Source organism: Micromonospora sp. NPDC023737 (genome assembly GCF_040639715.1).
GTDB lineage: Bacteria > Actinomycetota > Actinomycetes > Mycobacteriales > Micromonosporaceae > Micromonospora.
Genome location: NZ_JBFAAL010000002.1, coordinates 433767 through 454063, shown reverse-complemented (window position 1 = coordinate 454063; position 20297 = coordinate 433767). Strand labels below are relative to the sequence as shown.

Here is a 20297-nt window from a genome sequence, read left to right as displayed (position 1 = left end):
ACTGTCGCGTCGTCGGAGACCGACGGCACGACCACCGGAGTCCGCACCGACGACGACACCACGGGCTTGATGATGACTGTCGCGTCGTCGGAGACCGACGGCACGACCACCGGAGTCCGCACCGACGACGACACCACGGGCTTGATGATGACTGTCGCGTCGTCGGAGACGGACGGTTCGGCCGGCGTCCGGGCCAGGGCAGGTACGGCGGGCGGGGGCTGTCCGGGGGCGGAATCTCCGGCCGCCTCCCCGGTCGAACTCTCCGGCGTGCCCTGCACCACCTTCGAACTCTCGGCCGCGGCCTCGATCGGATTCCGGGTCACGGCCTGGACGAGGGCGGGGCGGTCGGTCACAGGTCGCGAGTCTAGCGAGGGGCCTTCACGTCTCTGCCGGCGTACCGCCCCCGTTCGTCGATCCCGCCGCCGCGGCTTCGCGGCCCGCACCGGATCGGCCCGCCGCCGCCCCCCGGCGTTCACCGTCGGTCCGCATGGTTCCCCCTCCGACCAGCGCGGATGCGCATGCGCCCGCCGGAGCCGACCCGGGACACGAACCGACGGGCGACACCGCGATCTTGTAGCGTGAGGTCGTGGCGCAGAGCGTGTATTTGACCAGCGTGGGGTCCGGCGGCGGGAAGTCGACCATCGCGCTCGGGCTGGCCGAGCTGCTCTCTCGCCAGGTCGGCCGGATCGGCGTGTTCCGACCACTGATCGCCGGCACCGGCCCGGACCCGATCCTCGCTCTGCTCAGCGAGCGCTACCGCGTCGACCGGCCGCTGGCGGACCTGGCCGGGGCGACGTACGCCGAGGCCACCGCCCTGGTCTCCGACGGCCGCCGCGAGGAGCTGATCTCCCTCATCGTGGAGCGGTACCGGGCCGTCGAGCGGCACTGCTCGGCGATGGTCGTGGTGGGTAGCGACTTCGACGACACGGGGGACCCCGCCCGCCCACGAGAGTTGGCGTTCAACGCCCGGCTGGCCACCGAGTTCGGCAGCGTCGTGGTGCCCGTGGTGGACGGTTTCGGCCAGGAACCCGCCGCCATCGCGGCGGCCGCCCGTGGCGCGTACCACGACCTCGCGGACCTGGGCGCCACCGTGCTCGCCGTGATCGCCAACCGGGTGCCCGAACCGATGGCGCTGCCCGAGTTGCCCGTGCCCGCGTACGCCATCCCGGAGGTGCCGAGCGTCTCGGCGCCGACGGTGGCCGAGGTGGCGGCGGCGCTCGACGGCACCGTGCTCGCCGGTGACGAGGCCGCGCTCAGCCGGGACGTGCTCGACTTCGTGGTGGGGGCGGCGCAGGTGCCGATCCTCCTCGACCACCTGACTCCCGGAGCCCTGATGATCACCCCGGGTGATCGGGCCGACCTGCTCGTCGCGGCGAGCGCCGCGCACGTGGCCGGGCAGGTCTCCCTGGCCGGCCTGGTGCTCACCCTCGGCGAGCGGCCGGACCCACGGGCGATGCGGTTGGTGGAGCAGCTGAACACCGGCCTCGCGGTGCTCTCCGTGCGGACCGACAGCTACGACACGGTCGCCGCGTCGAGCCGGATCGAGGGGCGGCCGAGCACGGACAACCCGCGAAAGGTGGAGGCGGCGCTCGGCGCGTTCGAAGCGAACGTGGACACCGCCGACCTGGCCAGCCGGCTACGGGTCAGCCGGTCCGAGCGGGTCACCCCGCTGATGTTCGAGAACGAGCTGATCGACCGGGCCCGCACCCGGCGCCGTCACCTGGTGCTGCCGGAGGGCAGCGAGGAACGCATCCTGCGCGCGGCGGAGATCCTGCTGCGCCGGGGCGTCGCCGAGCTGACCCTGCTGGGCCGCCCGGACGAGATCGCCCGGCGTGCCCGGGAACTGGGCGTCGACGTCGGCGACGCGCACATCGTGGACCCGACCGCGAGCGAATGGCGGGACGAGTTCGCCACCGAGTACGCGCGGCTGCGTGCCCACCGGGGTGTGACCGCGGAGCTGGCGCACGACATCGTGGCCCAGCCCAACTACTTCGGCACGCTCATGGTGCGGGCCGGCTTCGCCGACGGCATGGTTTCCGGGGCGACCCACACCACCGCCGCCACCATCCGCCCCGCCTTCGAGATCATCCGGACCGTGCCCGCCGTCTCGGTCGCCTCAAGCGTGTTCTTCATGCTGCTCGCCGACCGGGTGCTGGTCTACGGCGACTGCGCGGTGAACCGCGACCCGGACGCCGCTCAGCTCGCCGACATCGCGATCTCGTCGGCGGACACCGCGGCCCGGTTCGGCATCGAGCCCCGGGTGGCCATGCTGTCCTACTCGACCGGCAGCTCGGGCGCTGGCGAGGACGTGGAGAAGGTCGCCGCAGCCACCGAACTGGTCCGGGCGCGCCGCCCGGAGCTGCTGGTGGAGGGCCCCATCCAGTACGACGCGGCCATCGATCCCGCGGTGGCCGCCACGAAGCTGCCGGGCAGTCCGGTCGCCGGCCGGGCGACGGTGTTCATCTTCCCCGACCTGAACACCGGCAACAACACGTACAAGGCGGTGCAGCGCTCCGCCGGTGCGGTGGCCGTCGGGCCGGTCATGCAGGGTCTGCGCCGCCCCGTAAACGACCTTTCCCGGGGAGCCACCGTGCCCGACATCGTCAACACGGTGGCGATCACCGCGATCCAGGCCGCCGCGTCGGCCGAGGAGGCCGAATGAGCCGGGTGCTGGTGCTCAACTGCGGGTCGTCGTCGGTGAAGTACCGGCTGTACGACGGTGACGAGGTGCGGGACAACGGCACGGTCGAGCGGATCGGCGAGCCGGGCGGTGGACCTGCGGACCACGAGACCGCCGTCCGGCAGATCCTCGCCGGTCTGGACCTGACCGAGCTGACCGCTGTGGGGCACCGGGTGGTGCACGGCGGCACACGCTTCGGCGAACCCGTACGGATCGACGAGGCGGTGCTCGCCGCGATCCGTGACCTGGTGCCGCTGGCACCGCTGCACAACCCGCCGAACCTGGCCGGCATCGAGGTGGCCCGCGAGGCGCTACCGGGCGTGCCGCAGGTCGCGGTCTTCGACACGGCGTTCCATCGCACGATGCCGGAGGCCGCCGCGACGTACGCCATCGAACGCGACACCGCGAAGCGGTACGGCATACGACGGTACGGCTTCCACGGCACCTCGCACGCGTACGTGTCCCGGCGCACCGCCGAACTGCTCGACCGCCCGTACGACGAACTGAACACGATCACCCTGCACCTGGGTAACGGGGCGAGCGCCTGCGCGGTCGCCGGCGGCCGTAGCGTGGCGACCTCGATGGGCATGTCACCGCTGGAGGGCCTGGTCATGGGCACCCGCAGCGGCGACCTCGACCCGGCGGTCGTCTTCCACCTGCGACGCGAGGGCGGGCTCTCGGTGGACGAGATCGACGACCTGCTCAACCACCGCAGCGGCCTGCTGGGGCTGGCCGGCGCCAACGACATGCGGGAGGTGCTGGCGCGCCGGGCGGCCGGCGACGAGGCCGCGGCCCTCGCCTTCGACGTCTACTGCCGCCGTATCACCAGCTACGTGGGGGCGTACTACGCGCTGCTCGGCCGGGTCGACGCGATCACCTTCACCGCCGGTGTCGGTGAGCACGCCGCACCGGTGCGCGAGTCGGCCCTGGCCGGCCTGGACCGGCTCGGCATCGCCGTCGACCCGGCACGGAACGCCGGGTCGGGTGACCGGGTCATCTCACCGGACGGGGCCGAGGTCACGGTCTGCGTGGTCGCCACCGACGAGGAGCGCGAGATCGCTCGCGCTGCCCGTCAGGTGGCCGAGGCGGCCTGAGCGCTCAGGCGACCGCGAGCCAGACGGCCACCGCGACCAGCACCACGGCGACCACGGCCGCGCCGACGATCATCGGCAGCCGGCTGGGGGTCGCCGCCGGCACCGCCGGCTCGGGCGTGTGGGCGAAGGCGCGGAAGGCTTCGGTGTTGCCGCTCGGATCTGTGTAGTTCTCAGGCATGCGGTGACCCTAGCTAAGCCGGTCCAGGCCGGCCGGTCCGCCATGGCCGGCGGCTGGGGCGGACCGCGCGGTGGACGTCATCCGGCCGAGGGTCGTCCGGCGGAAGCCGGACGACTGGGACGATGGCCGGGCCCGGCCCCCTACCGTGGAACCGTGGGGACGAGGCGTCTGCTGGGAGCGGTGCTGACGATGCTGCTCGCCGGCTGCGCGCCGGCCGGCGCCGTGACCGAGGCGGCGGCTCCGGCGGGCCGGGCCCCCGAGGGCACGTACGCCGTCGGCGTGCGTACGTTCACCCTCGACGCGGGCTCGGCGCGTCCCCTGCCGGTGACCGTCTGGTACCCGGCGAAGGGCGGGGCGGTGGCCATCGGGCGGTTCCCGGTGGTGATCTACAGCCACGGGCTGGACAGCCTGCCCGAGTTCCACACCGGGCTGACGAGCCGCTTGGCCGCCACGGGCTTCGTGGTGGCCGCCCCCGCCTTCCCGCACACGCGACGCGGCGCGGCCCGGTTCGACAGGGCGGACGTACGGAACCAGCCAGCCGACTGCTGGCGGCTCATCCGGCACCTGGTCCGGTCGGACGCGCGTCAGGGCGACCCGCTGGCCGGGCACCTCGACGTCGCCCGGTTCGCGGCGGCGGGCCATTCGGCGGGCGGCTACACCACCGCTGGAATGTTCACCTCGGGCCATGCGTCCCGGCTGCGCGCAGGTGTGATCCTCGCGGGCGGCGGGATGGCGGGCGGCCTCGCGGGGCAGCCCGCCCCGCTGCTCTTCGTGCACGGCACCGCCGATCCGATCGTGCCGCTGAAGGTGGGCCGCGCGGCGTACGACCGAGCTCCCGGCCCGGCCGCTTTCGTCAGCGTGCTCGGGCAGGGCCACGGCGAATACCTGATCCCTGGGAAGCCCGGCTTCGAGCAGGTCTTCGCCACCATGGCGGACTTCCTGCGGTGGACCCTCTACGGTGACCGGCAGGCCCGGGACCGCCTCGGCACCGACGCACGATCGCCGCTGACCCGCTACGAGTCCCGCTAGGCCCGCACAGGGGCGGACGGGCGGGTACGGTCGGCGAGTGGACGGGCTCGCGGAGCGGCAGTTGCAGAGCGTGGACGAGGTGGTCGCGACGGCCGGTGCGGCCGGTATCGAGGTGTGGCTGCGCGGCGGCTGGGCGATGGACTTCCACCTCGGGCGGGTGACCCGGCCGCACGTCGACGTCGACTGGTACTGCTGGCGCGCGGACGTGGACCGCCTGGCCGCGTCGCTGACGGGTCGTGGCTGGCGGCCCGACCCCCGGATGCCGGCCGAGTTACAGCTGGACCTGTTCCGAGGGGACGTCGAGGTGAGCTTCGCCTACCTGGCGCGCGACGCCAGCGGCCAGGTCACGGTGGGCGCGGGCCCATGGGCGGGCACGCAACTGCCGACGGGAATGTTGGACGGCCCGGCCGGAAGGATCGGCTCGCACACCGCACCGGTCATCTCGGTGGCCGCACAGATCGAGTTCAAGGAGATGTTCCCGGTCTGGATGCCGGAGCGCCCCCGCCGGCCGAAGGACGCCGACGATCTCGCTCGGCTGCGCGCGTCCTTCATCGCTTAGCGCACCGCCCGGCGACGAGCCGTCGCGGATCAGTTCTTCCGTACCGCGAGGGCGGCGCGGTCGGATGGCGCGGCCGGCAAGGTTTCAACTGAGCTTGATGACTGTGAGGCATTTTTATACCTCACAGTCATCAAGCTCGGCGACGTCGGCCGTCCCCGCGGGCAGTGCCGGCGTTGTCCTCGTCGGGGCGGGTCTGTCCGCCGGACCGTACAAGGCCGATGGCCGTGTCGAGCCGGACCGAACCGACGGCGACCGCGACGGCGGACGGCGGACGGCGGTCGGTTGTTGGCCAGCCCACACACCAGCGGTCGGGCACAATCGGACTCATGTCCCGTCGTCGGCGCGCCGCCCTGCTCGCCGCCGCCCTGTTCGCGGCCGGAACGGCGGGTTGTTCCGGCAAGGCGCCGATTCCCGAGCGGCCGACCACCCCGGTGGACCGTTCGGCGAGCGCCACGCCGGCGCCCCGGGTACCCGAATCCACGGCACCCACGCGGGACTTCGGGGTCGGCGTACGACAACTGGAGCTGAACCGCGACGGCGACCGCCGCCTCCCGGTGACCCTCTGGTACCCGGCGGCCGGGCCGCCCGGGGCCGAGCCGGAACACGCGGCCGCGGCGGCCGACGGAAGGTTCCCGGTCGTGATGTTCAGCCACGGCCTGGGTGGCCGGCCGGACGACTACGAGGCCCTGTTGACCCGCTGGGCGGCGGCGGGCTTCGTGGTGGCCGCGCCGACCTTCCCGCACACCTCCCGGGACGCCGACGGAAACGTTCTCGACGTGCTCAACCAGCCCGCCGACGTGTCGTACGCGCTGACGGAGGTGCTCGCGCTCGACCGCAGGGCCGGTGACCAGCTGCGCGGCCGGCTCGCCACCGATCGGGTGGCGGCAGCCGGGCACTCGGCGGGCGGGGTGACCACGATCGGCCTCTTCACCGCCGGGCGGGACGAGCGGTTGGACGCAGGCGTGGTCTTCGCCGGCACGTCGCTCGGCGTGGGCACGGCGTTCGCCGGAACGGCCGCCCCACAGCTCTTCGTGCACGGCGAGCTGGATGAGGTGGTCGAGTACGCGGCGGGCAAGGCCGTCTACGACGCCGTGCCCTGGCCGAAGGCCATGCTCAGCCTCACCAGGGGCGACCACGGAAGGGCGCTGCTCTCCGACGGGGCGGCGATGCGGGTCGTCGCGGACACCACTGTCGAGTTCCTCCGCTGGTCCCTGTACGGCGATTCAGCCGCCAAGAAACGCATCCCCACCGACGCCACCCGCGGCAACCTGGCCACCCTGGACAACCACCTCTAACTCCCGCGCGACCCCCCGAGGGGGGTCAGGCGGTGTGGGTGATGACGATCTTGCCGAAGGCGTCACCGGACTGCAGGCGGGCGAAGGCGTCCTCGACCTTGCTGAACGGCACCACGCTGTCCACCACCGGGCGGACCTGCCGTTCGGCGCAGAAGGTCAGCAGGTCGTAGAGCTCCCCCGGGGTGCCCATCGAGGTGCCGAGGATCTCCAGCTGCATGGCGAAGACCCGGCGCAGGTTGACCTTCGGCTCGTGCCCCGCGGTGGCCCCGGAGACCACGATCCGGGCACCCGGGGCCGCGGACTTCAGCGAGTGGTCGAAGGTGGCCGCGCCGACCGTCTCGATCACCACGTTCACCCGCTCCGGCAGCCGGGCCCCCGGTTCGACCCCGGTCGCGCCCAGCGCCGCGATCCGCTCGCGTTTGCCGGCGTCCCGACTGGTCGCGTACACCCGCTTGCCCATCGCCACGGCGAGCACGACGGCCGCGGTCGACACCCCGCCGCCGGCGCCCTGCACCAGCACCGAGTCGGCCTCGTCCAACCGGCCCTTCGTGGTCAGCATCCGCCACGCGGTGAGCCAGGCGGTGGGCAGGCAGGCGGCGTCGGCCAGGGACAGCCCGTCGGGCAGGGGCACCAGGTTCGCCCGCGGTACGGCCACCCGCTCGGCGAGGGTGCCCGGGAAGTACTCGGAGAGGATGGAGGATCCGCGCGGGTCGCCCGGGGTCGGCACGACCGGGTAGACGACCACCTCCCTACCCTCGGGGTCCACGCCCGCCGCGTCGCAGCCGAGCACCATCGGCAGCTGCGCCTCAGTGAGGCCGACACCACGCAGCGACCAGAGGTCGTGGTGGTTGAGCGAGGTGGCCCGCACTTCCACGGTCACCCAGTCGTCGGCCGGGTGGGTCGGCTCCGGCCGCTCCCCGACGGCGAGCGCGGCGAGCGGGTCGGTGTCATCGAAACGGGAGGCGAAGGCGGCACGCATGGTCGGCACCGTAACAAGCTGAGCGGCCGTTAAGAAGGCCCCTACCTGTGCCGAACACGACAGAAAGGGACTCCTCCGCACCGCGTGGGCGGGCCGGGCGGTGCGTTCAGGCGCGGGCGACGCCGTCCCGGCGGGCCGCCTCGGCGACCGCTTCCGCTACCGCGGGCGCGACCCGCGGGTCCAGCGGTGACGGCACGATCGCGTCGGCGGTGAGCGTCTCGGCGACCACTCCGGCGATGGCGTCGGCGGCGGCCACCTTCATCCCGTCGGTGATCCGGGTCGCCCGGGCGTCGAGCGCCCCCCGGAACACTCCGGGGAAGGCGAGCACGTTGTTGATCTGGTTGGGGTAGTCACTGCGTCCGGTGGCGACCACGGCGACGTGCCGGGCAGCCACCGCCGGGTGCACCTCGGGGGTGGGGTTGGCCAGGGCGAAGACGATGCCGTCCGCCGCCATGCCGGCCACCGCCGCCTCCGGGATCTGCCCGCCGGAGACACCGATCAGCACGTCCGCGTCACGCAGCGCCTCGGTGATGTCGCCCGTACGAGCGTCGGCGTTGGTCGTCGCGGCCAGCTCGGCCTTCGTACCGGTCAGGTCGGTGCGGTGCCGGCCGATGATCCCCTTGGAGTCGCAGACCACCACCTGGTCGGGGTTCACCCCGCCCGCGATCAGCATCTTCGTGACGGCGACGCCGGCCGCGCCGGCCCCGCTGACGGCCACCCGCAGGTCGCCGAGCTTGCGGGTGAGCAGCGTCGCCGCGTTGCGCAGCGCGGCCAGCACCACGATGGCGGTGCCGTGCTGGTCGTCGTGGAAGACCGGGATGTCCAGCGCCTCGTCGAGCCGGCGTTCCACCTCGAAGCAGCGCGGCGCGCTGATGTCCTCCAGGTTGATTCCGCCGAACGAGGGCGCGAGCGCCCGCACGGCCGCCACGATCTCGTCCACGTCCTGGGTGTCCAGGCAGACGGGGACCGCGTCCACGCCGGCGAACTGCTTGAACAGCACCGCCTTGCCCTCCATCACGGGCAGCGCCGCTCGTGGACCGATGTTGCCGAGCCCGAGCACCGCCGAGCCGTCGGTGACCACCGCGACGGTGTGCGCGGTCCAGGTGTAGTCGGCGGCCAGGCCCGGGTCGGCGGCGATCGCCTCGCACACCCGGGCGACCCCCGGGGTGTACGCGAGGGAGAGGTCCTCCCGGCTGGTGAGCGGCACCGTCGAGGCGATGGCCATCTTGCCGCCGCGGTGCAGCTGGAAGACGGGGTCAGCGGGGTCCACGGGGGACGTAGGCATTGGTGACTCCAGAACTCTGTCGAGCAGACGGGGCGGCCCGCTCGGTGCGCGAGGTGGGCGGCGAGCGGCGACGCGCGGTGCGGGGGGTCACCCGGGCACTTTTCGAGCATAGTGTCGGAGGCGCTCTCCGGACGGGCGCAGGGTCATAACGGTCGCGCGCCGACCCGGCCGGGCCGGGGCCAGTAGCGGACCAGCACCCGACCCCGCACGTCGGCCACGCCGTACGCCCGAGAGTCGTCGGTGATCAGGTCGTTGTCCCCGCGCAGCCACCAGCCGCCGTCCTGTTGCCGTACCGCGCGCTTGACCACCAGGAGGTCCGGGCGGCTGCGGAAGACCGCCACCACGACGTCGCCGGGGCGTACCGGTCGGCCGCCCCGGCGCACCAGCAGCGCGTCGCCGTGGCGCAGCGTGGGCGCCATGGACGGGCCGGTCACCAGGACCGCGGTAAGCGGCCAGCGGAGCCGGTGCGGCTCCGCCGGGTGACTGGGCGGCATGGTTTCACCTCCACCGGGTCGGGGAGCCGGTCCAGGAGTAATGTCGTCTTGGATCATCGCAAACTTCCCATGGAGGATCCCGATGCGACTTCCACGCATCCTTACGCCCCGCGTCACGGCGAGCGCCCACTGCGACCTGCCCTGCGGCGTCTACGACCCGGCGCAGGCCCGCATCGAGGCCGAGTCGGTGAAAATGATCTGCGAGAAGTACCAGGCGAACACCGACCCGGAGTACCGCACTCGCGCGATCATCATCAAGGAGCAGCGCGCCGAGCTGGTCAAGCACCACCTCTGGGTGCTCTGGACGGACTACTTCAAGGCCACCCACTTCGAGAAGTACCCGCAGCTGCACCAGCTCTTCAACGAGGCCACCAAGCTCGCCGGCTCCGGCGGCGTCAAGGGCAGCCTCGACCCGGCCACCGCCGACCAGCTGCTGCAGAAGATCGACGAGATCGCCAAGATCTTCTGGGAGACCAAGAAGGCGTGACCCTCGGGGCTCAGGCACCGACGATCCGGCCGGTACGTCCCGAGGACGTACCGGCCGTCGTCGCGATGGTGCACGAACTAGCGGCGTACGAACGCGCTCCCGACCAGTGCCACCTCACCGACGAGCAGCTGACCACCGCGCTGTTCGGCCCGGCGCCCGCGCTCTTCGGCCACGTTGCCGTGGACGCGCAGGACGAGCCGATCGGGTTCGCGCTCTGGTTCCTCAACTTCTCCACCTGGGCCGGCGTGCACGGCATCTACCTGGAGGACCTCTACGTCCGTCCGGCGGCCCGGGGCAGCGGTGCGGGCCGGCTCCTGCTGGCCACCCTCGCATCGATCTGCGTCGAGCGGGGCTACCGCCGGCTCGAGTGGTGGATGATCAACTGGAACCCGGCGGCCGGCCTCTACGCGGCGATCGGCGCGGAGAAGATGGACGAGTGGGTTCCGTACCGGCTCAGCGGCGAGGCTCTGCACGGACTGGCCGCCCAGGCGGTGGCGGCCCCCACGCGCACGACCGTCTGAGCGGGTAGAGTCCCCGACCGGGGGGATGAGTGGTGACTCAACTGACCGGCCAGGCGGCCACCGGCGACGATATCGTGCACCTCACCGTGCCCGCTGACGGCGGTTACCTGGGTGTGCTCCGCACCGCCACCGCCGGCCTCGCGGCCCGGCTGCAGTTCGCCCTCGACGAAATCGAGGATCTGCGGATCGCCGTCGACGAGGCCTGCGCGATGCTGTTGGCCGTCGCCACGTCCGACGCCGAGTTGGAGTGCCGGTTCTCGGTGACCGAGGACGCCCTGACCGTCGAGGTGACCGTCCCGACCGTCCGCGGCGCGGTGCTCCCCGCCGAGTCGTCCTTCGCCTGGAAGGTGCTCACCGCGCTGACCACGTCCGCCAGCGCCACCGCCAGCGACGGGCGGGCCACCATCTCGCTGCTCACGCGACGGTCCACCGGCTACTGAGCTGCCGCCGGCCGGCTCAGGAGAAGCCCAGGGCCCGGTTGCTCGCGGGCGCGACCAGCAGCACGCTCACCCCGACCCCGAGCGCCATCAGCGGTACGCCCAGCCAGCCCATCCCGCCCTGGATCATGTACCAGCCGATCGGCAGGAGCATCAGCTGGAGCACGATCGCCGGGGCGCGCGCGCCGGCGCGGCGACGGTGCAGCGCCGCGCCGAGCGCCCAGAGGGCGACGGCTCCGGCGACCGCGAACGCCGTCACCAGCAGCGCCGAGGTCAGGCCGACGGTGGTTTCCGCGGTCAGGTCGGCCCACACCAGCCAGAGGGCGATCAGTCCCACGGCGACCGCTTCGCCGCGCAGCAGCCACACGGCCCAGCGGAGCGTGACGGGAATCGGGTCGGAGTCGGTGGTCACGGGCGCCACGATACCTGGGCTACCGAGAGGTACAGTGCCGCCCATGCGGGCCGTCCTGGTGGTCAATCCGAAGGCCACCACCACCAGCGAACGCAGCCGGGACGTCCTGGTCCGGGCTCTGCGCAGCGAGGTCGACCTCACCGTGCGCTACACCCGTCGGCGGGGACACGCGACCACGTTGGCTCGGGAGGCGGCCGAGGAGGGCGTCGACGTCGTCGTCACGCTGGGTGGCGACGGCACGGTGAACGAGGTGGTCAACGGCCTCATGACGGCGCAGCCGCCGACCGTGCCCGGCGCGGTGTCGTCGGCCGAGCGGCTGCCCGCGCTGGCCACCGTGCCGGGCGGGTCGACGAACGTCTTCGCGCGAGCACTGGGCCTGCCCCGGGAGTGGCCGGAGGGCACCAGCATGATCCTCGAAGGGCTGCGTCTCGGCCGCTACCGGACCATCGGTCTGGGCCGGGCGGACGACCGCTACTTCACCTTCTGCGCCGGTTTCGGGCTGGACGCGGCGGTCATCCACCGGGTGGAGCAGGCGCGTCGCCGGGGACGGGTCTCCAGCCCCGGCCTCTACCTGCGCGCGATTCTGAGCCAGTACTTCTTCGCCTCGGACCGGCGGCGTCCGGCCATCCGACTGGAGCGGCCGGGCGAACTGGTGGAGGGCGGCCTGTCGACCGCGATCATCCAGAACACGGCGCCGTGGACGTACCTGGGCGACCGGGAGGTCAACCCCAATCCGAAGGCGTCCTTCGACCTCGACCTCGACGTGCTCGCGCTGCGCCAACTTCGAGTGCCCAGCACGACACGGACGGTCACCCAGTTCTTCTCTTCGCGGCCGGATCCGACCGGGCGGCAGGTGCTGCGCCTGCACGACGTGGCGGAGTTCACGCTGGTCTCCAGCCGCCCGCAGGCCTTCCAACTCGACGGGGACTACCTGGGCGAACGGGAGAAAGTCAGATTCACATCCGTTCCTGCCGCACTGAGAGTAATCTGCTAGGTCTCGGGTACCACCGCAGGTTGACGCGGCGCTCACACCAGGACGAGCCGCCGCCACGCCGAAGGAAGGGTGCCGGAAATGTCAGCGTTGACACAAGATCCGTACTATATTGATCCTCGACTGTGGCACTCCGGGTAACCAGAGCGCTTAAGAATCCGGACAAATGGGTTGTGGGCTTGCTCACCGCACGGAGTTTTTCCGAGCGTCACCCTTGACATTGCGTGAGTTCGTGAAAGTATTCACAAGCGAACTTGAGTTACCGGGACATCGCCTGGACATGCTCACCATGTTGAGCCGTTCCAGCAGGTCCGCGGGGCCAGCAGCCTGCTCACGCAGTGCCGAATAGTCGAACGCGAACCGTTACGACCGGCAGTGCGGACGCATATAGGAAAAGCACCAAAAGCGTTATCTGCCACCCATCCAGAATGAGGAGTGTTGCCGCCATGGACTGGCGTCACCATGCTGTCTGCCGCGACGAGGACCCGGAGCTGTTCTTCCCGATCGGGACGTCTGGCCCGGCTCTCCTGCAGGTCGAGCAGGCCAAGGCCGTCTGCCGGCGCTGCTCCGTGACCGACCAGTGCCTGCAGTGGGCGCTCGAGTCCGGTCAGGACGCCGGCGTCTGGGGCGGGATGAGCGAGGAGGAGCGGCGCGCCCTCAAGCGTCGCGGTGGCCTCCGGGTGCTGCGCGCCCACTCCGCCTGACCAACGACACAGCAGAACGCCCCGCGGGTCACCCCGCGGGGCGTTCTGCCGTCCAGGCCCGAGCGCCCGGGCGTCGTCACGCACCGGCATCGTCCGGTCACGCCGACCCTGTCGGAGAGTGACGGCGCTCGCCATCACGCAGCGTCAACTCGCGGCCCCGCGGCGGGCACATCCAGTCCGCCGATCAGGCGCCGGGTCGAAGCGGCGCACGCGGCGTCGACCCGACGCAACACCAGACCCGCCAGCTCCGGCGCGTCGGTGAGCGGGGCCGAGACCGCCGCCGCTCCCGCGTCGCGCGCGGCCGCCGTGACCGCGTCATGGAAGAGCCCCGGTGCCAGGAAGTACGCCGACACCGCGACCCGGCGGGCCCCCTTCGCACGCAGCCGCGCCACCGCCGCACCGACCGAGGGCGGGGCCGCCGAGGCGTACGACACTCGGACCGGCACCCCCAGTTCACGGCCGAGCGCGGCCGCCACGCGACCCACCGAGCCACGGGCCCGCGCGTCACGGGTGCCTGCCGCCGCCAGCACCAGCGCGTCGAGCCGCCCCGGATCCGCCTCGGCCAGCCGGCGCAGCAGGGCGGCCAGGAGTGCCCCGTCCACCTCCGCCCCGGTCGGCCCCAGCACGTCGGTCACCCGTACCGCGAGTTCCGGCTCGGCGGCCCGGGCCGCGGCCACCGCCGCCGGAATGTCGACCCGACGGTGGTACGCGGCGGTGAGCAGCAGCGGTACCAGCACCGCCCGGTGCCGGCCGGCGCCGGCCAGCGCCCGCAACGCCTCGGTCGGCCCCGGCTCCGTGTGGTCCAGCCAGCTCGCAGAGACCGGAACGCCGGGCCGGGCGGCGCGTACCGCCCGGACCAGTGCCCGGGTCGCCGCGCCGGCTCGCGGGTCACGGCTGCCGTGCGCGACCAGGACCACGGGGTCGGCTCGCGCCACCACCGCCCGGACCGGCCGGGTCAGGTGTGCAGCCCGCATTCGGTCTTCTCGAACATCGCCCACCGGCCGGCGCGGGGGTCCTCCCCCGCCCTCGTCCGGCGGGTGCACGGCCAGCAGCCGATCGAGCCGTACCCCTGCTTGAACAGTTCGTTGACCGGCACGTTCCAGCGGGCGATGTAGTTGTCCACATCCGTCTGGGTCCAGGTGGCGATCGGGTTCACCTTCACCTTGCCGCGACGGGCGTCGAACGCGACCACCGGCGTGTTCGCCCGCGTCGGCGACTCGTCCCGGCGCAGCCCCGCGGCCCACGCGTCGTACCCGCTGAGCGCCCGCTCCAACGGTTCGACCTTGCGGAGCCGGCAGCAGTCGTCCGGGGACCGGTTGAACAGCCGCGGACCGTACTGGCCGTCCTGCTGCCCCACGGTCAGCCGAGGCCGCACGGACCGAACGTTCACCGGCAGCGTCCGGGCCACCTCGTCGCGTACGCGCAGCGTCTCCGGGAAGTGCAAACCGGTGTCGAGGAAGACCACGTCCACCCCCGGCGCCGCCCGGGACACCAGGTGGGCCAGGACCGCGTCGGCCATCGAGCTGGTGACGCAGAACCGGTCGCCGAAGGTCTCCGCGGCCCAGCGGGCGATCTCCAGCGCCGGAGCGTCCTCCAGCTCCCGACCGGCCGTCTCGGCGAGCGCCCGCAACTCCTCCGGGTCACGCCGGGCAGGGTCCACCGGCGCGGACGCGCCGGCACTCACCAGGGCGAGGTCCACCGCCGACACGAGAGACGTCGCCGCCGGCGCGACCTCGGCGCTCACCGGGTCACCGCCCGGCCGAGCAGGCCGGTGAACCTGACCGTGAAGACCCGCGCGCAGGCGTGGCACTCCCAGGCGCCGTGGCTCGCCTCGTTCGGCCGCAGGTCCTCCTCTCCGCAGTACGGGCAGTACAGAGGTGCCGCTCGGTTCGCGCTGCTCATCGCAGTTCCTCCTCGTCGACTCTGATCACCCACTGGGCGAACGCCTCGCCCTCGCGCCGACCGGCCAGATAGCGGCGCGCCAGCCGTTCCACGTACGCCGGAAGCTCCTCCGCGGTGGTCTTCAGGCCGCGTAGCTTGCGGCCGAAGCCGGCGGTCTGCCCCGCCGCCATGCCGAGGCCGCCGCCGAGGTGCACCTGGAAACCCTCCACCTGCCGGCCGTCCGGGCCGACCACGAGCTGGCCCTTGAGCCCGATGTCGGCCACCTGGGTGCGCGCGCAGGCGTTCGGGCAGCCGTTGAGGTGGATGGAGATGTCCGCGTCGAAGTCGCGCAGCCGCTCCTCGAGTCGGGTCACCAGTTCCTCGCCGCGGGCCTTGGTCTCGACGATGGCGAGCTTGCAGTACTCGATGCCGGTACAGGCCATCGTGCCGCGCCGCCAGGCCGAGGGCCGGGCCTCCAGCCCGATCTGGCGCAGGGCGGCGACCAGGGACTCCGCCCGATCCGGCGCCACATCCAGCACCAGCAGCTTCTGGTACGGGGTGAGCCGCACCCGGTCGCTGCCGTGTGACTCGACCACGTCGGCGAGGCGGGCGAGCTGCCCGCCGGAGACCCGACCGACGATCGGCGCGGCGCCCACGTAGCTGAGCCCGTCGCGCTGGGTGTGTACGCCGATGTGGTCGATCGGCTTCTCGGGCAGTTCCGGGGCGGGGCCGTCGAGCAGCGTCCGGCCCAGGTACTCCTTCTCCAGCACCTCCCGGAAGCGCGCCACGCCCCAGTCGGCGACGAGGAACTTCAGCCGGGCCCGGTTGCGCAGCCGGCGGTAGCCGTAGTCGCGGAAGATCCCGACCACGCCGGCCCAGACGTCGGGCACCTCGGCCAGCGGCACCCAGACGCCCAGCCGCTGCGCCAGCATCGGGTTGGTGGAGAGGCCGCCACCGACCCAGAGGTCGAAGCCGGGGCCGTGCTCGGGGTGCTCCACGCCGAGGAACGCGACGTCGTTGGCCTCGTACGGGGTGTCCACGAGCCAGGAGATCGAGGTCTTGAACTTGCGCGGCAGGTTGGAGAACTCGGGGTTGCCCACGTACCGGCGGACGATCTCGTCGATCGCCGGGGTCGGGTCGATCACCTCGGCCTCGGCCACCCCGGCGACCGGGCTGCCCAACACGATCCGGGGGCAGTCGCCGCACGCCTCGGTGGTCTGCAGGCCGACCGACTCCAGCCGCCGCCAGATCTCCGGCACGTCCTCGATCCGGATCCAGTGGAACTGCACGTTCTGCCGGTCGGTGATGTCGGCGGTGTCCCGGGCGAACTCCTGCGAGATGGTGGCGATCGTCCGCAGCTGGGCCAGGGAGAGCTGGCCGCCGTCGATCCGCACCCGGAGCATGAAGTGCTCGTCCTCCAGCTCGTGCGGTTCCAGGACGGCCGTACGCCCGCCGTCGATGCCGGGCTTGCGCTGGGTGTAGAGGCCCCACCAGCGCAACCGCCCGCGCAGGTCGGCGGGGTCGATGGAGGCGAAGCCGCGGTGCGCGTAGATGTTCTCGATCCGCGCGCGGACGTTCAGCGGATCGTCGTCCTTCTTGGTCCGTTCGTTGGCGTTGAGCGGCTCGCGGTGACCGAGCGCCCACTGCCCCTCCCCGCGCGGGCGGCGCGGGGCTCGGGCGGGGCGGGTCGGCGGATCCTCGGGCCGGGTGGAGATGCTGCTGACCGCCATCGCGGCCTCCTCCGTCGTCTGCTGGACCTCGGTGGGAGCGCGTACGCGACGGCGACCCGTCAGGACGGGTTGAGGACAGCGATGTCAGGAGAGCCGGCGCGGAACGCGCCCGAGATGAATGAGTCGGGCGTCGTCAGTGGGCCGGACAGATCGCGCTGCGCACGCGGCCGTAGTCGACGTGGCGGCGGGCCACGAATCGACGCACGACGGCGGCAGTCATGCCCGTCATGCTGCCATACCCGACCGGGCCCGGCCAACGAGCGCGTGCCTGATCCCACATGACGGGCCGACCCCGTCGATAGGCTCGACCCGTGGGCGAAGAGTCCGATAAGCGGCATCGGGCGACCCCGGCCGCGAGCGACGCGGCGACGCCCGTGGCCCGGCGTGGCCTGCCCGGAACCGCGATCTGGCTGGCACCGGCGCTGCTGACCCTCGGGGTGACGCTCTCCGGGCTCACCGGCGCACAGTTGTGGCGCGACGAGCTGGCGACATGGAGCGCCGCCACCCGCTCGGTACCGGACCTGGTGCGGCTGGCGGGCAACATCGATGCGGCGACCGGGCCGTACTACCTGCTCATGCACGGCTGGGTCGCGCTGGCCGGCGACTCGATCGTCGCGCTACGGCTTCCGTCGGTGCTGGCGATGACCGGGGCGGCGGCGCTGACCGCGCTGCTCGGCCGGCGCCTCGCCGGAGCCCGGGCCGGTTTGCTCGCCGGGCTGCTCTTCGCGCTCCTGCCCAGCACGTCGCGGTACGCCCAGGAGGCCCGCCCCTACGCGCTGGCCACCCTGCTCGCCGTACTCGCCTCGCTGCTCCTGGTCGACGCCCTGCGCCGGCCGGGCTGGGGACGTTGGGCCGGGTACGCCGTGGCCCTCGCCGCGCTCGGGCTGACCCACCTGATCGCGCTCACCCTGCTCGCCGCGCACGCGGTCGCCGTGCTCGTGGCACCCCGGGTCGGGCTCACCGACGACGGCGGGGGCACCCGGGACCGGCGGCGCTGGTTCTGGCTGCCGGCCGTGCTGCCGGCGGTGCTGCTGGTGGCCCCGCTCGCACTGGTCGCCCGCAGCCAGCGTGGACGCCAGTTGCAGTGGGTGGACATCGTCCGGCCGACCGATCTCACCACGTTGCCGGTTGGGGTCGCGCAGAGCAGCGTGGTGGGCGGGCTGCTGGTGGGGCTCGCCGTGCTCGGTGCCGCCCGGCTCGGCCGGCGTGCCCTGCTGCCCGGCGCCGCGGTGCTGCTGCCGGTGTCGCTGCTCTTCGTCGCCGGGTTGGCCGTCCCGCTCTGGGTGCCCCGTTACCTGTTCTTCGTCGTACCGTTCGCGTGCCTGCTGGCCGGCGCGGCGCTGGCCGCGGTGGCGCTGCCCGGCGGGCTCGCCGTGGTGGTGCTGGCCGGGCTGCTCGGCCTGCCGGACCAGACCGCGCTGCGGTACACGCACGAGTGGCCGCGCAGCGCGCCGATCGACTATCGGGCGGTGGCCGAGGTGATCGGGGCCGGTCAGCGTCCCGGCGACGCGATCGTCTACTCGCCCCGGCACAGCTGGCTCTTCCTCGACTTCGGGATCGAGTACCAGCTCGGTGACCGGCGTCCCCGGGACGCGCTGCTCATCGAGAGCGCGGCCCGGCGCGGCGACCTCTGGGCCGCCGAGTGCGGCCGGCCCGCCGACTGCCTGGCCGGAGTATCCCGGGTCTGGCTGGTGCTCTCCGGTCGGCACACCGATCCGCTGGCCGCGGTGTCCGGCGCGAAGGGCGCCGCCCTGCGGGACGGCTTCACCGTCACGCAGGTCTGGCAGCGTCCGGGTCTCACGCTCGCCCTGCTCACCCGTTGACCCGGCAGCGCGCGAGCGCAGGCAGCGCAGCGGGACGCAGGTGGCGCAGGTGGCGCGCGGCGCACAGGCCGCACGTGGCGCGTCGGCGCGGTGGCCGGAAGCGCGACGGTCAGGCCGAGCGGCCGTCCGCGCCGCCGCGCGCCAGCGGTACGACCAGCACGGCCTCGGTGCCCCCACCGGAGGCGTCGCGCAGCTCGATGCTGCCCCGCAGCTCGCCGGTGACCAGGGCCCGGACGATCTGCAGCCCGAGGTTGCCCCCGCTGTCGGCGTCGAACCCGGCGGGCAGCCCGCGCCCGTTGTCGGTCACCGTGACGTGCAACTGCTTCCGGAACCGGTGCGCCGACACCACCACCTCCGGCTTCGCCGGCGGATCGCCGTCCTCGGTCGCGGCGCTCACCAACGCCGGCGCGGTGAATCCGGCCCCGCCCGCGTCGTCGCCCGCGTCGGCCGAGGCGAAGCCGTGCTCGACGGCGTTGAGGAGCAGCTCGTTGAGGACCATCACCAGGGACGTGGCGATCTCGGCGGGCAGCACACCGAAGCTTCCCGTGCGACGCATGCCGACCGGCACCTCGGTCGCCGCCACCTCGGTCGCCGCGCTGGCCACCCGATCGACGATCGTGTCGAACTCGACCGCCTCGTCGCTGGACATGGAGAGCGTCTCGTGCACCAACGCGATCGAGGCGACCCGGCGTACCGAGTCCTCCAGGGCGACCCGAGCTTCCGGCATGGCGACCCGGCGGGCCTGGAGGCGCAGCAGCGCGGCGACGGTCTGCAGGTTGTTCTTCACCCGGTGGTGGATCTCCCGGATGGTGGCGTCCTTCGTGATCAGGGCGCGGTCCCGGCGACGTACCTCGGTGATGTCGCGGACGAGCACCAGCGCGCCGATCGGCACGCCGGCGGGCATCAACGGCAGCGCCCGGGTCAGCACGGTGGCGCCGCGGGCGTCGATCTCCCGGCGCGGTGGCGCGTCGCCCCGCAGCGCGGCCAGCACCGCGTTGGCCGCGTCGGTCCCCTCCAGCGGGTCGTTGGCGAGCCGGCGGTGCAGCGCCGCCAGGTCCTCGCCCACCAGGTGCGAGGCGTAACCCAGCCGCCGGTACGCGGACTGGGCGTTCGGGCTCGCATAGGTGACCTTGCCGTTCGCGTCCAACCGGACGAGGCCGTCGCCGACGCGGGGCGCGGAGGTCGTCTCGCCCGGGTGCCGGGGCGGCGGGAAGGTGCCGTCGGCGATCATCTGGGCCAGGTCGTCGGCGGTGGTCAGGTAGTTGAGCTCCAGTTGGCTGGGCGTACGCGCGGTGGAGAGGTTGGTGTCCCGGCCGACCACGGCCACGACCTCACCCGCCTCGCCGTCGGCGGTACGCAGCCGGACCGGGATCGCCTCGTGCCGGGCAGGCACGTCGCCATACCAGACGGGGTCGCCCTCCCGCCAGATCCGGCCCTGCCGGTAGGCGACCTCCAGGTGCGCAACCTCCGGCCCGCCGACGATCCGGCCCACCTGGTCGTCCTGGTAGGCGGTGGGCGCGGTGGTCGGGCGTACCTGGGCGACGCAGAGGAACGTGCCGTCGGCGTCCACCGGCGCCCAGAGCAGCAGGTCGGCGAAGGACATGTCGGAGAGCAGCTGCCAGTCTCCGGCGATCCGGTGCAGGTGGTCGATGTCCGCCGGGCGGAGCTGGGTGTGCTCCTCGGCGAGGTCGCGCAGCGTGGACACGCTCACCAGCGTG

21 protein-coding genes and 1 pseudogene are annotated in these 20297 nt (G+C 72.9%); 11 read left to right on the top strand and 11 right to left on the bottom strand.

Features of this window, described 5'->3' with window-relative positions; all coding sequences use genetic code 11:
- A pseudogene (locus AB0F98_RS07505) lies at window positions 1–353 on the bottom strand (hypothetical protein); the annotation flags it as partial.
- A 233-nt stretch (window positions 354–586) separates the two neighbouring features.
- Here AB0F98_RS07505 and pta point away from each other — a divergent pair.
- Window positions 587–2662 (top strand): phosphate acetyltransferase, encoded by a 2076-nt coding sequence (pta, locus tag AB0F98_RS07500; RefSeq protein ID WP_357730166.1) that lies wholly within the window; start codon window positions 587–589, stop codon window positions 2660–2662.
- Window positions 2659–3774 (top strand): acetate kinase, encoded by a 1116-nt coding sequence (locus AB0F98_RS07495; RefSeq protein ID WP_357730163.1) that lies wholly within the window; start codon window positions 2659–2661, stop codon window positions 3772–3774. Before pta ends, AB0F98_RS07495 begins: the two co-directional genes overlap by 4 nt.
- A gap of 4 nt (window positions 3775–3778) precedes the next feature.
- Here AB0F98_RS07495 and AB0F98_RS07490 read toward each other — a convergent pair whose 3' ends face one another.
- Window positions 3779–3952 carry a hypothetical protein gene (locus tag AB0F98_RS07490; RefSeq protein WP_357730160.1) on the bottom strand — a complete coding sequence of 58 codons (174 nt, stop codon included), beginning with the start codon at window positions 3950–3952 and terminating at the stop codon, window positions 3779–3781.
- Window positions 3953–4105: 153 nt separating this feature from the next.
- Between AB0F98_RS07490 and AB0F98_RS07485 the strand changes: the two genes are divergently transcribed.
- The 3 genes from AB0F98_RS07485 (at window position 4106) to AB0F98_RS07475 (ending at window position 6835) form a co-directional block, all read left to right on the top strand.
- Window positions 4106–4981: an alpha/beta hydrolase gene (locus AB0F98_RS07485; protein WP_357730157.1), complete on the top strand. Its 876-nt coding sequence runs from the start codon at window positions 4106–4108 to the stop codon at window positions 4979–4981.
- A gap of 37 nt (window positions 4982–5018) precedes the next feature.
- Window positions 5019–5540 (top strand): aminoglycoside adenylyltransferase, encoded by a 522-nt coding sequence (locus tag AB0F98_RS07480; protein ID WP_357730153.1) that lies wholly within the window; start codon window positions 5019–5021, stop codon window positions 5538–5540.
- Between the two features lie 326 nt (window positions 5541–5866).
- Window positions 5867–6835, top strand: coding sequence for a chlorophyllase (locus tag AB0F98_RS07475; RefSeq protein ID WP_357730150.1), 969 nt, complete (start codon window positions 5867–5869; stop codon window positions 6833–6835).
- A 25-nt stretch (window positions 6836–6860) separates the two neighbouring features.
- Here AB0F98_RS07475 and AB0F98_RS07470 read toward each other — a convergent pair whose 3' ends face one another.
- From AB0F98_RS07470 to AB0F98_RS07460, 3 genes are all read right to left on the bottom strand, one after another.
- Window positions 6861–7823, bottom strand: coding sequence for a zinc-binding dehydrogenase (locus AB0F98_RS07470; protein ID WP_357730147.1), 963 nt, complete (start codon window positions 7821–7823; stop codon window positions 6861–6863).
- Between the two features lie 97 nt (window positions 7824–7920).
- Window positions 7921–9099 (bottom strand): NADP-dependent malic enzyme, encoded by a 1179-nt coding sequence (locus AB0F98_RS07465; RefSeq protein ID WP_357730144.1) that lies wholly within the window; start codon window positions 9097–9099, stop codon window positions 7921–7923.
- A gap of 143 nt (window positions 9100–9242) precedes the next feature.
- Window positions 9243–9593 (bottom strand): S24/S26 family peptidase, encoded by a 351-nt coding sequence (locus AB0F98_RS07460; protein WP_357730141.1) that lies wholly within the window; start codon window positions 9591–9593, stop codon window positions 9243–9245.
- 82 nt (window positions 9594–9675) lie between these two features.
- Between AB0F98_RS07460 and sodN the strand changes: the two genes are divergently transcribed.
- The 3 genes from sodN to AB0F98_RS07445 all read left to right on the top strand — a co-directional run bounded on the left by sodN (window position 9676) and on the right by AB0F98_RS07445 (window position 11041).
- A complete protein-coding gene (gene sodN / locus AB0F98_RS07455; protein ID WP_357730138.1) occupies window positions 9676–10080 on the top strand; it encodes a superoxide dismutase, Ni in 405 nt (134 codons plus the stop codon).
- Between the two features lie 65 nt (window positions 10081–10145).
- Window positions 10146–10601, top strand: a complete 456-nt coding sequence (locus AB0F98_RS07450) for a GNAT family N-acetyltransferase (RefSeq protein ID WP_357730909.1) — start codon at window positions 10146–10148, stop codon at window positions 10599–10601.
- Between the two features lie 32 nt (window positions 10602–10633).
- Entirely contained in the window at window positions 10634–11041 is a 408-nt protein-coding gene (locus tag AB0F98_RS07445) for an ATP-binding protein (RefSeq protein WP_357730135.1), read from the top strand.
- 16 nt (window positions 11042–11057) lie between these two features.
- On the opposite strand, the gene AB0F98_RS07440 is transcribed toward AB0F98_RS07445, so the two are convergent.
- Window positions 11058–11450: a hypothetical protein gene (locus AB0F98_RS07440; RefSeq protein WP_357730132.1), complete on the bottom strand. Its 393-nt coding sequence runs from the start codon at window positions 11448–11450 to the stop codon at window positions 11058–11060.
- Between the two features lie 43 nt (window positions 11451–11493).
- Here AB0F98_RS07440 and AB0F98_RS07435 point away from each other — a divergent pair, with 43 nt between their 5' ends.
- Together AB0F98_RS07435 and AB0F98_RS07430 are read left to right on the top strand one after the other, a co-directional pair.
- Complete coding sequence (locus tag AB0F98_RS07435; RefSeq protein WP_357730129.1) at window positions 11494–12444, top strand: diacylglycerol kinase family protein; 951 nt, start codon at window positions 11494–11496, stop codon at window positions 12442–12444.
- Between the two features lie 443 nt (window positions 12445–12887).
- A complete protein-coding gene (locus AB0F98_RS07430) occupies window positions 12888–13145 on the top strand; it encodes a WhiB family transcriptional regulator (RefSeq protein ID WP_076472094.1) in 258 nt (85 codons plus the stop codon).
- A gap of 134 nt (window positions 13146–13279) precedes the next feature.
- On the opposite strand, the gene AB0F98_RS07425 is transcribed toward AB0F98_RS07430, so the two are convergent.
- From AB0F98_RS07425 to AB0F98_RS07410, 4 genes are read right to left on the bottom strand one after another with little or no spacing between them, the layout of a single operon-like run.
- The gene (locus AB0F98_RS07425; protein ID WP_357730125.1) at window positions 13280–14119 is read right to left on the bottom strand and encodes a CbiX/SirB N-terminal domain-containing protein; all 840 of its coding nucleotides are present in this window, start codon (window positions 14117–14119) and stop codon (window positions 13280–13282) included.
- On the bottom strand, window positions 14101–14889 hold the full coding sequence (locus AB0F98_RS07420; protein WP_357730122.1) for a phosphoadenylyl-sulfate reductase: 789 nt from the start codon (window positions 14887–14889) through the stop codon (window positions 14101–14103). The genes AB0F98_RS07425 and AB0F98_RS07420 overlap by 19 nt, the downstream gene beginning before the upstream one ends.
- Complete coding sequence (locus AB0F98_RS07415; protein ID WP_355141034.1) at window positions 14886–15047, bottom strand: hypothetical protein; 162 nt, start codon at window positions 15045–15047, stop codon at window positions 14886–14888. The genes AB0F98_RS07420 and AB0F98_RS07415 overlap by 4 nt, the downstream gene beginning before the upstream one ends.
- Window positions 15044–16756: a nitrite/sulfite reductase gene (locus tag AB0F98_RS07410; RefSeq protein ID WP_357730119.1), complete on the bottom strand. Its 1713-nt coding sequence runs from the start codon at window positions 16754–16756 to the stop codon at window positions 15044–15046. The genes AB0F98_RS07415 and AB0F98_RS07410 overlap by 4 nt, the downstream gene beginning before the upstream one ends.
- A gap of 374 nt (window positions 16757–17130) precedes the next feature.
- Between AB0F98_RS07410 and AB0F98_RS07405 the strand changes: the two genes are divergently transcribed.
- Complete coding sequence (locus AB0F98_RS07405; protein WP_357730906.1) at window positions 17131–18579, top strand: glycosyltransferase family 39 protein; 1449 nt, start codon at window positions 17131–17133, stop codon at window positions 18577–18579.
- A 109-nt stretch (window positions 18580–18688) separates the two neighbouring features.
- Here the strand turns inward: AB0F98_RS07405 and AB0F98_RS07400 are convergent, their stop codons facing one another.
- Window positions 18689–20284, bottom strand: a complete 1596-nt coding sequence (locus AB0F98_RS07400; RefSeq protein ID WP_357730116.1) for a histidine kinase N-terminal domain-containing protein — start codon at window positions 20282–20284, stop codon at window positions 18689–18691.
- Window positions 20285–20297: the final 13 nt, after the last annotated feature.

Bases quoted from the DNA above. Each gene is read 5' to 3' on its own strand.
- AB0F98_RS07495 (WP_357730163.1), top strand. From the start codon at position 2,659: ATGAGCCGGGTGCTGGTGCTCAACTGCGGGTCGTCGTCGGTGAAGTAC.
- AB0F98_RS07490 (WP_357730160.1), bottom strand. From the start codon at position 3,952: ATGCCTGAGAACTACACAGATCCGAGCGGCAACACCGAAGCCTTCCGC.
- AB0F98_RS07475 (WP_357730150.1), top strand. From the start codon at position 5,867: ATGTCCCGTCGTCGGCGCGCCGCCCTGCTCGCCGCCGCCCTGTTCGCG.
- AB0F98_RS07465 (WP_357730144.1), bottom strand. From the start codon at position 9,099: ATGCCTACGTCCCCCGTGGACCCCGCTGACCCCGTCTTCCAGCTGCAC.
- AB0F98_RS07460 (WP_357730141.1), bottom strand. From the start codon at position 9,593: ATGCCGCCCAGTCACCCGGCGGAGCCGCACCGGCTCCGCTGGCCGCTT.
- sodN (WP_357730138.1), top strand. From the start codon at position 9,676: ATGCGACTTCCACGCATCCTTACGCCCCGCGTCACGGCGAGCGCCCAC.
- AB0F98_RS07450 (WP_357730909.1), top strand. From the start codon at position 10,146: ATGGTGCACGAACTAGCGGCGTACGAACGCGCTCCCGACCAGTGCCAC.
- AB0F98_RS07435 (WP_357730129.1), top strand. From the start codon at position 11,494: ATGCGGGCCGTCCTGGTGGTCAATCCGAAGGCCACCACCACCAGCGAA.
- AB0F98_RS07430 (WP_076472094.1), top strand. From the start codon at position 12,888: ATGGACTGGCGTCACCATGCTGTCTGCCGCGACGAGGACCCGGAGCTG.
- AB0F98_RS07425 (WP_357730125.1), bottom strand. From the start codon at position 14,119: ATGCGGGCTGCACACCTGACCCGGCCGGTCCGGGCGGTGGTGGCGCGA.
- AB0F98_RS07415 (WP_355141034.1), bottom strand. From the start codon at position 15,047: ATGAGCAGCGCGAACCGAGCGGCACCTCTGTACTGCCCGTACTGCGGA.
- AB0F98_RS07410 (WP_357730119.1), bottom strand. From the start codon at position 16,756: ATGGCGGTCAGCAGCATCTCCACCCGGCCCGAGGATCCGCCGACCCGC.